At 42.5% G+C, this 13,388-nt stretch carries 11 protein-coding genes and 1 pseudogene; 1 reads left to right on the top strand and 11 read right to left on the bottom strand.

The features are described from left to right. Nucleotides 1–50 precede the first annotated feature (50 nt). From yunB to QWT69_RS10945, 4 genes are read right to left on the bottom strand one after another with little or no spacing between them, the layout of a single operon-like run. Nucleotides 51–863, bottom strand: a complete 813-nt coding sequence (gene yunB / locus QWT69_RS10930) for a sporulation protein YunB (RefSeq protein ID WP_317965605.1) — start codon at nt 861–863, stop codon at nt 51–53. A gap of 54 nt (nt 864–917) precedes the next feature. Beyond that, a complete protein-coding gene (locus tag QWT69_RS10935) occupies nt 918–2,321 on the bottom strand; it encodes a bifunctional metallophosphatase/5'-nucleotidase (protein WP_317965607.1) in 1,404 nt (467 codons plus the stop codon). Nucleotides 2,322–2,324: 3 nt separating this feature from the next. Continuing rightward, nucleotides 2,325–3,149, bottom strand: a complete 825-nt coding sequence (locus tag QWT69_RS10940; protein WP_317965609.1) for a sulfite exporter TauE/SafE family protein — start codon at nt 3,147–3,149, stop codon at nt 2,325–2,327. Nucleotides 3,150–3,152: 3 nt separating this feature from the next. Then, nucleotides 3,153–4,013: a DUF72 domain-containing protein gene (locus QWT69_RS10945; RefSeq protein ID WP_317965611.1), complete on the bottom strand. Its 861-nt coding sequence runs from the start codon at nt 4,011–4,013 to the stop codon at nt 3,153–3,155. A gap of 280 nt (nt 4,014–4,293) precedes the next feature. Here QWT69_RS10945 and QWT69_RS10950 point away from each other — a divergent pair, with 280 nt between their 5' ends. Further along, complete coding sequence (locus QWT69_RS10950; protein WP_317965613.1) at nt 4,294–5,343, top strand: 2,3-butanediol dehydrogenase; 1,050 nt, start codon at nt 4,294–4,296, stop codon at nt 5,341–5,343. A gap of 206 nt (nt 5,344–5,549) precedes the next feature. Here the strand turns inward: QWT69_RS10950 and QWT69_RS10955 are convergent. The 7 genes and pseudogenes from QWT69_RS10955 to QWT69_RS10985 all read right to left on the bottom strand — a co-directional run. Beyond that, nucleotides 5,550–6,176: pseudogene (locus QWT69_RS10955) on the bottom strand (transposase); the annotation flags it as partial. Between the two features lie 433 nt (nt 6,177–6,609). After that, nucleotides 6,610–8,007, bottom strand: coding sequence for a Fe-S cluster assembly protein SufB (gene sufB, locus QWT69_RS10960; RefSeq protein WP_317965615.1), 1,398 nt, complete (start codon nt 8,005–8,007; stop codon nt 6,610–6,612). A 93-nt stretch (nt 8,008–8,100) separates the two neighbouring features. Then, nucleotides 8,101–8,541, bottom strand: a complete 441-nt coding sequence (gene sufU / locus QWT69_RS10965; protein ID WP_317965617.1) for a Fe-S cluster assembly sulfur transfer protein SufU — start codon at nt 8,539–8,541, stop codon at nt 8,101–8,103. Then, nucleotides 8,541–9,761 (bottom strand): cysteine desulfurase, encoded by a 1,221-nt coding sequence (locus tag QWT69_RS10970; RefSeq protein ID WP_317965619.1) that lies wholly within the window; start codon nt 9,759–9,761, stop codon nt 8,541–8,543. The genes sufU and QWT69_RS10970 overlap by 1 nt, the downstream gene beginning before the upstream one ends. Continuing rightward, nucleotides 9,761–11,065, bottom strand: coding sequence for a Fe-S cluster assembly protein SufD (gene sufD / locus QWT69_RS10975; RefSeq protein ID WP_317965621.1), 1,305 nt, complete (start codon nt 11,063–11,065; stop codon nt 9,761–9,763). Before sufD ends, QWT69_RS10970 begins: the two co-directional genes overlap by 1 nt. 18 nt (nt 11,066–11,083) lie before the next feature. Then, the gene (gene sufC / locus QWT69_RS10980; RefSeq protein ID WP_431312279.1) at nt 11,084–11,863 is read right to left on the bottom strand and encodes a Fe-S cluster assembly ATPase SufC; all 780 of its coding nucleotides are present in this window, start codon (nt 11,861–11,863) and stop codon (nt 11,084–11,086) included. A 302-nt stretch (nt 11,864–12,165) separates the two neighbouring features. Continuing rightward, complete coding sequence (locus tag QWT69_RS10985; protein WP_317965623.1) at nt 12,166–13,362, bottom strand: dicarboxylate/amino acid:cation symporter; 1,197 nt, start codon at nt 13,360–13,362, stop codon at nt 12,166–12,168. Nucleotides 13,363–13,388 lie beyond the last annotated feature (26 nt).

Consider the following 13,388-nt stretch of genomic DNA (forward strand, 5'->3'; position numbering starts at 1 on the left):
CTCTTGTTCAACTACAATAACAGGTTTACTTGCGCTTAACAACTAACTGATTATTCCTGCCCTTTCAGTGGAAATGGCACTTCGATTTGGGGAGGATTAACATCTCCACGATTATAAATTTGAGGAATCGGACTTTGGATCAAGCCGATTGCCACTGGTATCTTCTGCGTCACTACACTCTTTCTTGTCGCAAGCGGTACAATGATTTGAACATTTACCGTTACAACAACGTTAACTGTGACGATTGCATTGTTAATACCAAATTCCTCTATTTCATTTTCAATTGTTGTCTGAACGTCGCCGATTACGTGAAAGCGAATAGGGATTTTAGGTCCCAAGTTTCCAAGTAAAGGAATATTGGTCGCCTGCCCCATCGGCACGAAGAAAACTACCCCGCCGTAAGTTTCCATCTCATCAGGATCATATTTAATATTTTCACTGAGAGGAAGTATTTCTAGCTCTCCCCGTTCGGCTAGCTCTAGATGCGCTTCAATCAGACTTTGAATTTCAGCCATTGTTTTACTGATAATTTCTGTATTAAACGTGTTCGTCACCATGCCCGGCGAGTCCGTTGGGACATTTTCAATAATATCATTCACATTATACATTTCTGTCGAACGGGATTTAATCGCCTGTGTAATGACATGCGCAGCGATTTTTTCTGTCTGCACTTCTGCATAATTCATATAGATTGGTGTCAATTTTGCGTTGACACTGTATAAAAATATCGCGATTGTCAAAATAAATGCGGGAAAGAGTATCGGTAACCAACGCCGTTTTCGTTTTGGTCCATGGTTCGGATAACGATAACTCTGTCTGATTCTTTTATTGTATTTCCGGGGTGACTGCCCATGAAATCTCAAAACCACTCCTCCTGCATAATTATATGCAGACAAGGAGTGGTTCATTCAGGGAATTCATTCATCTCTGTTGAATATATCCATCGATTCCATTGCTTTCTTTATACCGTACCAAGCCATTATATCTCTGATCATTTCAGGCATAAGATACTCTTTCTGAGCATCTTTCAGAAGTGGAAAGAAATAGCCGAAAGTGAACATATCCAGTGTCGCGAGCGTGAACGTATCCCCCGGAAGGACGACTCGCCCGCCTGCAATCAATTCGCCATTTTCATTCAAATGGATTCCTTCATACAGCATCGCACCCATTATTGTGCCGCGGAACCCAAGCCCTTTAATCTCGATTTCCGGCCATTCAGGATTGGTTGATAACTTGTAAACTTCCAACAGGTCCTCACCATCCAATGTGATGACACATGGGTTTATCGGATGCGGCAGCAAACTGTGAAGATGCCTTTTCGTCACCCACCCAGTGTCTAGGCTACCTAGGAAAATACCTGCATTATACATAACGCATTCAGCCTCCGTATAGGCGAGTAATGCCGCACCAAAAAATGCAGACAAAGTGCTCGGTCTGAATAACGCTTGCTGAAGTGGTGCGGGATTGTAGAAAAGTTTTTCGTCCATTGCTTCATTGCCAGCCTGCAACAGCTCTTGGACTTCCTCATGATCTTCTTCGTCCCACGGAAGATCTCGTACATGTATGACAGAAGCCATCTTGTCTACGATTTTCATTTGCTTCTTGTCAAAACGAATTTCCACCCGTCCAACATATTCTCCAAACTTACCAGTAGCCGCCAATAGTGTATCATTCACCATCTCTCCGTCGATGAAGAGATGATGTGTGTGCGCGCCTAATATGACGTCGATATGATCACATTCTTCAGCAAGTGACCGGTCTTCATGCACCCCTAAGTGCGACAGACAAATAATCATATCTACACTGTGCCTGATTTCCTGTACAACTTTCATCAGCGCACTTTTGGGTTCTTCTATAACCCAACCGAGTTTCGAATAGAACTCCGAATACATCGCTGTGGCACCGATAACACCAATCCGTATGTCGTTCTCCGTATTGTAGATTTTATATCGGTTAATCCACCTTGGGGTGAATCCATCAGAGTCCGTTAGATTACAAAGAATAACGTCAAAGTTCGCACCTTTGTATAGACTGTTCAATGCGTTCTTCGACAAAGTAATACCTTCATTATTTCCAATCGTCACAGCATCATAATGTGCCCGATTGAGTAATGCCACATTCCCTTTGCCTGAAGTCCCTTCCGTAAACGGATGGAATCTATCGACATGATCACCGATATCGAAGCGGAAACTTATTTCATTTCTTTCTACATGATTCTGTTTTTGGGAAACAAGATAGTTAGTAATTTGTGGCCAACTGTCGAAATGGCTATGGATATCATTCGTATGATAAATATGGATTAGCTCTTCTGATCGTTCCATTCGTTACCCCCAAATCCCCTCGTAGATTGATCGTAAACCAAATAACAACAACATAATCCTTAAGACAACTACCAATGTCTCGGAGTCCATTTTCTTGTTCAGCATCGTACCGACGGTTCCCCCAATATATGCACCTGGAATGACAGCAAGCGCGTATAGCCAAGGTACATGGCCAAGTGAAATATGCGTAATCGAGTTGACGATTGCAGATAGGAAGACGATGAACATTGAGGTCCCAACTGCGACATGTGGCGGGAATAAAAACAGCAAGATAAGTGCAGGTACAATCATTGTACCGCCACCAATACCAAATAAGCCTGAGGTGAAACCGATAATGAATGTCAATAGCAGTGCGAACCAGATTGGATAGCCGTACACATGGGTTTCGCCTTGCTGATCCACAAACGACATTTGCTTGCCCCTATCGACAAACCAGTGAATCGGCTTCAAATATTTACGGGTAAGCAATAAAATCGATAAAACTAAAAGTAAGATTCCGAAATACAGATTGAATGATGGTAAATCAAAGCCTTTATTCACAAAAGCACCAATCAACGTTCCTGGAATTGAACCGGCGAAGAAAATCCAGCCTGTCCGATAATCGATAGTCTTTACTTTCATATGCGAAATTGTGGACGATAGACCATTGAAAATCATCATAATAACGGAAATCCCCACAACAGTATGTGGTGTTATGCCTGGAATCCAGCCGAGATTGATGCCAATCAATAAAGTAAGGGGTACAAGAATAGTACCGCCACCCAGACCAACAATCGAACCCATGACGCCCGAAATGGCACCAATCAATGCTAATAAGATATACGCCATTCGTTATTCCCCCTCAAAAATATCAAGCTGCTTAGGTGCAAGTGCATGGAAGTCTATGCCCATCAATTTTTGAAGACGCTTCGCATTTTCTGCCGCATGGCCACCTGAATTATTATTAAAAATCACATATACATCTTCCGTTGACGAATCCAATCCCCCGATTACTGTCCGGATTTCCTCCAACTCTGCATCTGAGTAATTGTATAAATAACGGACTTTACGCCACGCTTCACTATCGCCTGTTCGATTTCGCCATCCACCGACATTTCGTCCATGCAGTCGCACAAACGCCTTTTCCTCACTTGTCGAAACAGCTACTAGTGGAACACTGCCATCGCCGTCTTGCGGCTCGTCTGCGATAGTATGTATAAAGTCAAGATCCCGCAAAAAGGCTAACGACTTTTCCCTCAATTCTCCTGCATACCACGACTGATGGCGGAATTCAATCGCAATATCATAACCTTCCAAATGACGCCTAATAGATCGAAGCTCATCTACGTTCTCTTTTTTACAATCAAACCAAGGTGGAAATTGCATAAGAATCATCGCAAGCTTTCCCGCATCACGTAATGGCCCTATCGACAACTTAAACTGGTTGAACATCTCCTCTGGTGAATCGTACGGGGACTTGCCCCTTAAGTGTCCAGTCATCCCTTGGTAGGCTTTCACAATGAATTGAAACGTTTCAGGCGTCTCGTCTATCCATTTGCAGATATTTCGTTCAGGTTGAATTGCATAAAAAGAGGCATCCAATTCAACAATTGGAAAATGCATACTATAATCTTTCAGTTTTTCTTTCGCACTGGAAGAAGACTGATAGACATCAGGATGATCGCCCAATCCCGTCAATCCAATATGGATCATGCCAATCCCCCGTTTCATAAAACAATGAATAGTGTCATCATATCATATGTTTACCTTGTGATTCCGTCATTTTGCACCTGAGTTTTACGTTAGTAAATTGCCGCTTCGGACGTAATTTCTGAAAATAACTCTGATGGGAATCTATTATGCTAATTCATCTATTTTGACAAGACAGATAGCAATTGATAAAATTATATTGAACCAAAGGTATATTTATACTTCTATTACATATGAGAAGCATCAAGGTAGATTTTCCACAAAAAAATAGGAGGAATGTAAAATGAAGGCAGCAGTATGGTATGGTGAGAAAGATATCCGCGTGGAAGAACGCGAACTGAAACAACTGAAAGATAATGAGGTAACTGTACGCGTAGCGTGGGCAGGTATTTGTGGTTCAGACTTACATGAGTATCAAGAAGGGCCTGTCTTTATTCCAGTTGGTGAACCTAATCCACTAACCGGCCAACAGGCACCAATCACGATGGGACATGAATTTGCAGGTATTGTAGAAAAAGTAGGGAAAGACGTTACATCTGTAAATGTAGGGGATCGTGTTGCAATTAACCCTATGTACACATATGGCAGGAAGCATCAAGATATAGATGCTTATGACGGTTTTCATTTCATTGGCTTAGGGTCAGACGGGGGCTTTGCATCACACGTAAATGCAGGTGAAAAACACATTTGCAAATTACCTGACACAATGACACTGCAAGATGGTGCATTAGTTGAGCCGATGGCGGTAGCTGTTCAAGCGGTTAAAGAAGGCGGTATGCAATTTGGTGATACTGTAGCAGTATTCGGTGCTGGCCCGATTGGATTGCTGACAATTATCGCGGCTAAAGCAGCAGGGGCAAGCAAAATCTTCGCGTTTGATTTATCCGAAGAACGTTTAGCAAAAGCTAAAGAACTTGGAGCAACGCATTTATTCAATTCAGGCCAAGTGGACCCAGTACAAGCTATTAGAGACATTGAACCTGACGGCGTAGATGTATCATTCGAAGTTGCCGGTGTTGCACCGACGTTCGTACAAGCAATTGACGCGACACGTGCTCGTGGTACGATGGTCATTGTATCCATCTTTGCTCGTCCAATTGAATGGAACCCAATGCAATTGACGAATACGGGCGTTAAAGTAACATCGTCCATTGCCTATACACCAACCACGTTCCAACAAACAGTTGATTTAATGGGGACGGGTCAATTAAATGGTAGGGGCATTATCACATCTCAAATTGAATTGGACGATATCGTGGAAAAAGGCTTTGAAGCATTAACGAATGACAAGTCACAAGCAAAAATTCTAGTTCAATTAAGTGGAGAATTGTAATTCTTCGAATTTAAACGAGGCAGCCTCATGGAAGGCTGCTTTTTTAGTTTTGCCAGTAAAGTTTTCATATGTTCCATAATGTGTTGTGTTGTGTTGGACTTGACTTTCGAAAATGAAAAGAGGCTGGGACATAACTAGCTTCAAGTAAGAAAAAAGTGAAATTGAGCCCGCTCAACTTCACTTTTTTCATTTTTTTCGGATCAACCTTACCTGTTAGCCGTGAATTTTCGTAAATTCACGGCCATTAACGCAAAGCCCATTTCGCTTTCAACCTTCGATGTCCCGCGAACAGAAAATCGAGTGAAACCTAAATTAGCCTTCAAGAATCCAAAAACTGGTTCTACGTCAATTTTGCGTTGACGATAGATTGCACACGTCTTTTCATCTGAAAGCTTCGTTCTTACATATTCTTTTTGTTGTTCCCATTTCTCATTCACCATGATTTTACGGTTGTTTCCTTCTTTTGCTTTTGTACATAGTGAACGAAACGGACAGCCTGAACAGTCTTCACATTCATAAACCTTAAATTGTCGCGTGAAGCCGGCCTTATCCGTACGAACGGAGTGATAGGCAAAAGGCAGACGCTTTTGGTTCGGACATGTGTAGGCATCATTTTCTTCATCATACTGCCAGTTAGCTGTATTAAACTCGTTCTGTTTGTGTTTCTTCTTCTGTTCTTTTATATACATTCCATAGGTAATCAAAGCTTCCCGTTTACGATTCGAGAGGATATCATTGTAGTTCTGTTCACTGCCGTATCCTGCGTCTGCGACAATATGCTTCGGTAATTCAAAATAGTTCTGCTCAATTTCATCCTGGATGATGGTTTTGGTCGACTTTTATTCTACAGGGAATCTCACTTGTTTTCTATTTATATAAAAGGATTTTATCTTACCTAGACTCTTCAGCTGATTGAAGTGGAAAGCGGCGACTCCAGCGGGAACAGCGCGAGCTGAAGACCCTGGACTGAGCGTAGCGAGGGAAGCGGCTGAAGCCGTGCCCGCGGAAAGCGTCCGCTTGGAACGGAAACCAGCAGGTAGTAGGATTGCCTTATCCAATATATTTATAAAAAATGACGTTAGTGAAGATCCTCCTCATCTCCTTTTAAAGGGATGGAGATTTTCTTTCACCAATGTCATTTATTGTTCAACCCTTATTTTTAACTCAAAAACGATCAAAGCCGGTGACATTTTACTCGTCGTAAAATGTCACCGGCTTTTTCAGTTCAGAGGTGGGTTTTGTCCCAGCCTCTTTCTTGTTCCTTACTTAACCTATACTGCCTTCCATCTCGAACTTGATAAGACGGTTCATCTCTACTGCATACTCCATCGGCAATTCTTTTGTGAATGGCTCGATGAAGCCCATAACGATCATTTCTGTAGCTTCCAGTTCACCGATACCACGGCTCATCAAGTAGAAGAGCTGTTCTTCGGATACTTTGGACACTTTTGCTTCGTGTTCAAGTGAGATATTGTCGTTCAGAATCTCGTTGTATGGAATCGTATCTGACGTCGATAGCTTATCCATGATGAGCGTGTCACATTCGATGTTCGCACGTGCACCATCTGCACGGCGGCCGAAGTGGACGATCCCACGGTATGTTACTTTTCCACCATGTTGAGAAATCGACTTAGAAACGATTGTAGATGAAGTATTTGGCGCCAAGTGCATCATTTTCGCACCCGCATCCTGATGCTGTCCTTTACCGGCAAGAGCGATGGATAAAGTCATTCCACGCGCGCCTTCTCCTTTAAGGATACAAGATGGATATTTCATCGTTAGTTTCGAACCGATGTTACCATCAATCCATTCCATTGTAGCGTTCGCTTCACACACTGCGCGCTTCGTTACAAGATTGTAAACGTTGTTCGCCCAGTTTTGGATTGTCGTATAACGGCAGTACGCATCTTTTTTGATGATGATCTCGACGACCGCACTGTGAAGTGAGTTCGTTGTATAAACAGGTGCTGTACATCCTTCTACGTAGTGAACGCTTGCGCCTTCGTCGACGACGATTAATGTACGCTCGAATTGACCCATGTTTTCCGAGTTGATACGGAAGTAGGCTTGTAGTGGCGTTTCAACTTTGATGCCTGGTGGCACATAGATGAACGATCCACCGGACCAAACAGCCGAGTTCAAAGCTGAGAACTTGTTGTCAGAGTTTGGAATGACCGTACCCCAGTATTTCCTGAACAGTTCTTCGTTTTCACGAAGCGCTGAATCCGTATCTTTGAAAACGATACCCATATCTTCAAGTTCTACTTTCATGTTGTGATACACAACTTCTGATTCGTATTGTGCAGAAACACCTGCAAGATATTTTTGTTCAGCTTCAGGTATTCCTAGTTTGTCAAACGTACGTTTGATTTCTTCAGGAACTTCATCCCATGATTTTTCTGTCGCTTCGGAAGGTTTTACATAATACGTGATCTCGTCAAAGTTTAACGGCTTCAAATCTCCGCCCCACTGAGGCATAGGCATGCTGTAGAAGAGCTCTAAAGATTTCAGACGGTAGTCCAACATCCATTGAGGTTCTTCTTTCATGTTTGAGATTTCTTCAACGATTTCTTTTGTCAAACCACGTTCCGAACGGAAAACAGATACGTCTTTATCGTGAAAACCATATTTGTAATCGCCAATTTCAGGCATTTTTTTAGCCATCATTATTCCTCCGTTCATTCATTTCGCCAGGCTGCTCAAATTGCAGACAGCGGCGGTATATAGGCTTCTCAATTCGCGAAGCCTAACCCGGGACTAGTTGTCGGAATCAGTACCTATGCCTTTTTCCATAGCTTTCCACCCAAGTGTTGCACATTTAATACGTGCCGGGAATTTGGCTACGCCGGAAAGGGCTTCGATATCACCAAGATCTACAGAATCATCAATCTCTTTTCCAAGCATCATATCCGAAAACAGATGAGCATATTTAACGGCTGAGTCAATGTCTTTGTTTTTGATGATTTGTGTCATCATCGAGGCGGATGCCATCGAGATGGAACAACCTTCACCTTCAAATTTGGCATCTTTCACAATGCCATCTTCCACTTGCAGCGTCAAATGAATGACATCGCCGCAAGTCGGATTATTCATATCGACAGTTACGTTATTTTCTTTCAATACGCCTTTGTTTCTTGGATTTTTATAATGATCCATGATGACTGAGCGGTATAGCTGATCTAAATTTTTAGTGGACATTATTCGAAATACTCCTTTGCAATACGGAGTCCTTCTACGAGGCGGTCAACATCTTCCTCTGTGTTATACACATAGAAGCTAGCTCGTGCGGTAGCTGAGACATCCAGCCATTTCATAAGCGGCTGTGCACAATGGTGACCTGCCCGCACTGCGATTCCGTTCATATCAAGTACTGTTGCAACATCATGTGGATGGACATTGCCCAAATTGAATGTTACAAGACCAGCGCGTTTTCCAGGATCTTTGGGACCGTAGATAGTCAAGCCTTCTATAGAAGACATCTTTTCCATGGCATATCCTGCAAGTTCGTGTTCATGTTTTTCAATTGCATCCAAACCGATCTGTTCAAGGTAATCAATGGCTGCGCCTAAACCAATTGCCCCTGCAATAATTGGAGTACCGCCTTCAAACTTCCAAGGAAGCTCTTTCCAAGTTGATTCGTAGAGACCGACAAAGTCAATCATTTCGCCGCCAAATTCAACCGGCTCCATTGCATTCAATATAGCTTTCTTACCGTATAGAACACCTATACCAGTAGGTCCGCACATCTTATGACCCGAAAAAGCGAAGAAATCACAATCCAAGTCCTGTACATCAATCTTCAGATGTGGTGCTGCTTGGGCGCCGTCGACGACCATGACAGCTCCATGTTCATGGGCGATTTTCGTAATTTCCTTGATCGGGTTCATCGTTCCAAGAACATTGGACACATACATGATGGAAACAATCTTCGTCCGTTCTGTTACTGTTTCACGCACTTTATCAAGAGACAGTGTGCCATCTTCTTCAAGATCGACATATTTCAGCACTGCACCTTTTTCTTTTGCCAGTTGCTGCCAAGGGATGATATTTGAGTGGTGTTCCATCGGTGTAATGACGATTTCATCGCCTTCGCCGATATTTTGCCTGCCATATCCTTGGGCAACTGTATTGATCGCTGTAGTCGTTCCACGCATGAAGATTACTTCTTCGATCGATTTGGCATTGATGAATTTGCGTACTTTTTCACGTGCGCCTTCGTAATGATCCGTCGCCCTGTTTCCAAGTGTGTGAACACCGCGGTGGACATTCGAATTATCAAATCGATAGTAGTCATTCAACGCTTCAATAACTTGCCGCGGCTTTTGTGAAGTCGCGGCGCTGTCCAAATAGACAAGTGGATAGCCGTTGATTTCCTGGTCAAGTATCGGGAAGTCTTTGCGTATCTCTTTACTGAGCATTAGCGCACTTTCCTTTCAATAACCTCCGTCAATTGCTTCTTAACACCTTCGATAGGCAATTTACTGACGACAGGTGCAAGGAAACCATGAATGACTAGGCGTTCCGCTTCTTCTTTGGAGATTCCGCGGCTCATCAAATAGAATAATTGCAATGGATCTACTCGTCCAACAGATGCGGCGTGTCCTGCAGTTACATCATCTTCATCGATCAGTAGAATTGGATTCGCGTCTCCACGGGCTTTTTCACTCAGCATAAGAATACGTGATTCTTGTACTGCGTTTGCTCGTGTAGCACCTTTTGCGATACGTCCGATTCCATTAAAAATTGACGATGCCGCTTCTTTCATGACACCGTGCTTAAGGATGAATCCGTCAGTATCCTGACCCCAGTGAACGATTTCAGAAGTGAAGTTCTGCTTTTGGCTTCCTCGTCCAACGACAACTGATTTCATATCACTAGATGAACCATTACCGACTAAATGTGTAATGTTTTCAGAGATTGTATCACTATCATTCATTAATCCTAAAGCCCATTCGATACGGCTATGTGGGCCAGTGACACCACGACGGTTCACATAAGTTGTGAAACCTTTCGCCAATACGTCAACAGCACCATAGATTAATTTTGCATTATCGCCTGTAAACACTTCAGAAATGATATTTGCTTGTCCTGCTGCTTCACCAACCGTGGAAAGGTAGTTTTCCACATAGGTAACTGAACTATTCGCTTCCGCGACGACAATCACATGGTTGAAGAGGGATGCTTGTGCATCGTTATGCAGGAACAATACTTGTAATGGATCCGCAATGACTACACCCTTAGGGACATAGACAAATACTCCACCATTCATTAAAGCAGCGTGGTAAGCTGTCAATTTATGTTCTTCCACTTTTACGCCATCTGTCATGTAATACTTTTTCAACAAGTCCGCGTGTTCACGTGATGCTGTAAAAATATCAGTTAAAATGACACCTTGTGCTTTTAGCTCATCAGATAATGAGCTGTAAGCAGGAGTGTTATTATGTTGTACATAAATATTCTGCTGATCTTCGTTAACCAATTCCTGTGCTTCAGCAGGAAGCGCAGCAAGTGTAGTAAATGTAGAACTTTCCACTGCATGTGCAGGGAAATCTAAGAAGTTCCACTTTGTAATCTTTGTTTTATCAGGTGTCGGCATCGGCAGTTGTTCCACTTTTGCTAACGCATCTGCTCGGAAATCTGCCATCCAATCGGCTTCACTCATTTTTGCAGAGAAAGTGCGGACGTCCTGTTCGGTCAATGCCGTTTTTGTTTCAACCGTCATTTTGAATCGTCCCCCTTCTTAAGCTTCTTGTCCAACTGTTTCGTCTTCGATGCCAAGTTCTTCTTTAATCCAGTCATAACCGTTCTCTTCAAGTTTCTTCGCAAGTTCTGGACCGCCTGATTTGACGACTTTACCTTGCATCATTACGTGTACAAAATCTGGAGTGATGTAATCTAAGAGACGCTGATAGTGAGTGATGATCATACAACCGAATCCTTCACCGCGCATTTCATTGATTCCTTTGGAAACAACTTTCAATGCATCGATATCTAGACCAGAGTCAATTTCATCAAGGACAGCGAACTTCGGCTTCAACATCATCAATTGAAGAATTTCGTTACGCTTCTTCTCTCCACCGGAGAACCCTTCGTTCAAATAACGTGTTGCCATATCTTGATCCATTTCAAGGACATCCATCTTGCTGTCCAATTCACGGATAAATTTCATAAGGGAAATTTCATCGCCTTCTTCACGACGTGCATTAATTGCGGAACGCATGAAGTCTGCATTTGTCACGCCAGTGATTTCGCTTGGATATTGCATTGCTAGGAATAAACCTGCTTGTGCACGTTCATCCACTTCCATTTCAAGAACGTCTTCGCCATCAAGCGTGACGGATCCTGAAGTAACCTCATATTTAGGATGACCCATAATTGCTGATGCAAGAGTCGACTTACCTGTACCATTCGGCCCCATGATCGCGTGGATCTCATTTGTATTGATTGTTAACGTGACGCCTTTCAATATTTCTTTACCTTCAATTTCAACGTGAAGGTCTTTGATTTCCAAAGTAGCCATTCCAATACCTCCAATATGATAAAAGATGAACGGTTAATCCATTCTCTATTTAGTATCATTCTAATCTTACCCCATAATGCACTGCCATGCAAATCATTAAGAATTATTATAATTTAATTCATTTGCCCTTGAAATCCTTTGTTTTATTGGTAAGATGAGTAATTATCTGATTTTCATTTGCCGTTCTATGAATGAGAATTGAATAAGTTGGTTCATTCATTCACAGTTCGATTTTTCGACTAAAAAAACCGGTACGCATTTGTACCGGCTAAGTTTCTCTTTTCTATAAAACCTACAATTTTTCACTCCGATAAATTCGAGCTTTCCTTCTTATTAAAACGATCGAGAATGATTGCCAATGCTCCGTCTCCAGTGACATTCGTTGCCGTACCAAAGCTGTCTTGTGCCATATAGAGCGCAATCATCAAAGCAACCATTGACTCGTCAAAGCCCAACATTGTTGCTAAAAGCCCTACCGCCGCCATTACGGCCCCACCTGGAACTCCCGGTGCTGCGATCATTGTTACACCAAGCATTAAGATGAACGGTAAATAGGAAGCAAATGAAGTTGGTAAGTCATTCATTAATAAAACACCAATTGAACAGGACACTAATGTAATCGTGCTCCCTGATAAGTGAATCGTTGCAAATAGAGGAATTGTAAAATCAGCAACTCGATTTGATGCACCAGCTTTTTTAGCTTGACGGAGAGTGACCGGGATTGTTGCTGCCGAAGATTGCGTTCCAATTGCAGTCATATAAGCGGGCGCCATCGTTTTCATCAACCCGAATGGATTTCGTTTTGAAACTGCACCTGCAAGCGTATATTGAATGGATAATATAACAAAATGCAACACAATAATCATAATGAATACGACGGAGAATACGGATAATACTTTCGCAACTTCCCCGCTATATGTCATGTTCAGGAATATCCCGAAAATATGAATAGGCAATAACGGAATGATGACATATGTAATTACTTTCTCAATAAGTGCATTGAATTCTTCAAAAAACGACAACATCGATTTACTGCCAATAGATGCCATTCCGATTCCAAGCACAAATGCAAGCAGCAAAGCGGACATGACGCCCATGACAGGTGTCATTTCAATTTCAAAGAATGCTTCTCCAGGAGCCTTGCCTGCATTAGCAATCGAACCCGAACCGACAGCATGAATGAAGTTCGGCAATAATGTCGTTGCTGCGAAAAATGCCATAACTCCCGCTACAATCGTTGAAGCATAAGCGAGCAGAGTTGCCCATCCTAACAGCTTGCCCGAACCCTTCCCAAGCTTCGCGATACCAGGTGCTATGAACGCAATGATGATTAAAGGAACGATGAAATTTAAAAATCCGCCGAACATCATATTGAACGTAGCAAAGAACCGTACAAAACCATGTGCAAAGCCCTCATGTATAATCGGTAGCAGAAGACCAAATCCTACTGCAAGTCCGATAGCGATAATAATGCGCCATATTAAACCGATTTTCTTCATATGGATTCACCCTCCTAATTCTTTCA

Source organism: Sporosarcina oncorhynchi (genome assembly GCF_033304615.1).
Lineage (GTDB): Bacteria > Bacillota > Bacilli > Bacillales_A > Planococcaceae > Sporosarcina > Sporosarcina oncorhynchi.

Coding starts and splice junctions, on each gene's coding strand:
- QWT69_RS10950 (WP_317965613.1), top strand. CDS start 4,294: ATGAAGGCAGCAGTATGGTATGGTGAGAAAGATATCCGCGTGGAAGAA.
- sufU (WP_317965617.1), bottom strand. CDS start 8,541: ATGTCCACTAAAAATTTAGATCAGCTATACCGCTCAGTCATCATGGAT.
- QWT69_RS10940 (WP_317965609.1), bottom strand. CDS start 3,149: ATGGCGTATATCTTATTAGCATTGATTGGTGCCATTTCGGGCGTCATG.
- QWT69_RS10970 (WP_317965619.1), bottom strand. CDS start 9,761: ATGCTCAGTAAAGAGATACGCAAAGACTTCCCGATACTTGACCAGGAA.
- QWT69_RS10945 (WP_317965611.1), bottom strand. CDS start 4,013: ATGATCCATATTGGATTGACGGGATTGGGCGATCATCCTGATGTCTAT.
- QWT69_RS10935 (WP_317965607.1), bottom strand. CDS start 2,321: ATGGAACGATCAGAAGAGCTAATCCATATTTATCATACGAATGATATC.
- QWT69_RS10985 (WP_317965623.1), bottom strand. CDS start 13,362: ATGAAGAAAATCGGTTTAATATGGCGCATTATTATCGCTATCGGACTT.
- sufB (WP_317965615.1), bottom strand. CDS start 8,007: ATGGCTAAAAAAATGCCTGAAATTGGCGATTACAAATATGGTTTTCAC.
- sufC (WP_431312279.1), bottom strand. CDS start 11,863: ATGGCTACTTTGGAAATCAAAGACCTTCACGTTGAAATTGAAGGTAAA.
- sufD (WP_317965621.1), bottom strand. CDS start 11,065: ATGACGGTTGAAACAAAAACGGCATTGACCGAACAGGACGTCCGCACT.